Below are 878 nucleotides of genomic sequence, written 5' to 3' on the forward strand. Positions count from 1 at the left end.
TGATAAAATATTTGTGCCTCTCTGAATTGTTCAGAGAGTACTGAACCTTCTACATCGGCTTTTGTTTTCATCGTATGGTAGGCATCTTTTGGTTAGAAGATATGATAATTCTTCCATACAGTTTACGTTTTTGTATTTCGATAAGATTCTCTTCGACATCGCTTAAATTTCTGACCATTTGTAGCTTTGTATATTCATTTTGGAGCATGGCTGACATGGTCTTTATGCGTGTTTGTAGCTCGAAAACTTCTTTCATATCTTTTGTTTTATCTATATTATTTAAGAAATCGACAATTTGTGTAAAGCGGTTCTCTGCGTCTTGGAAAGTTTGCAAACTTACAGCTTTATCGACAATTCCACTATATTTAAGGCGTGTATTAATTATTGTGCGCATCTCATGATGAGGCAATGACCAGAAGTAGGCCCTTTTCTCTTCGCTCATAACATCAAAAACAATATCATTAAATTGCTCAATAATTACGTTGTGGTAGTCTGTCATTGGTTTTGGGTAGATAGAAGACGAATCTTGTATGAAAAAACTCTTATCTTCTCCTATTGTTGGTTTTTGTATTCTATTTCCTGTTATAGACTGATGGACTTTTTTCGCGTTTTCGATCTGGTTTTCGCTTGCTTGAATTTGTTGTTTTAATAACTCAATAATTTGCAGGTATTCTTTTTTTGAAACAGGAAAAGGAATTTGAACAGTTGAATCTTGAGTCCCAGAAGCCCAACTAAAGTTAGGCATTAGGGTTAAATTTATCATTCCCAAAAGGGTAATCATTCCTGTTATAATAAATCGCTTTTTCATCTGTCTCCTCGCTTGATTTCGGCAGGGATTGTTTTATTAATAGGCACGCGGTTCCTATCATTAGGCTGTT

1 protein-coding gene is annotated in these 878 nt (G+C 34.9%); it reads right to left on the reverse strand.

The window, feature by feature from the left end; all coding sequences use genetic code 11:
• Positions 1-67: 67 nt before the first annotated feature.
• Positions 68-808, reverse strand: a complete 741-nt coding sequence (locus ACFINK_RS09335; RefSeq protein WP_375638910.1) for a TrbJ/VirB5 family protein — start codon at positions 806-808, stop codon at positions 68-70.
• Positions 809-878 lie beyond the last annotated feature (70 nt).

This window comes from Bartonella sp. AA16NXGY (assembly GCF_042197325.1).
Taxonomy (GTDB): domain Bacteria; phylum Pseudomonadota; class Alphaproteobacteria; order Rhizobiales; family Rhizobiaceae; genus Bartonella.

Bases quoted from the DNA above. Each gene is read 5' to 3' on its own strand.
- ACFINK_RS09335 (WP_375638910.1), bottom strand. From the start codon at position 808: ATGAAAAAGCGATTTATTATAACAGGAATGATTACCCTTTTGGGAATG.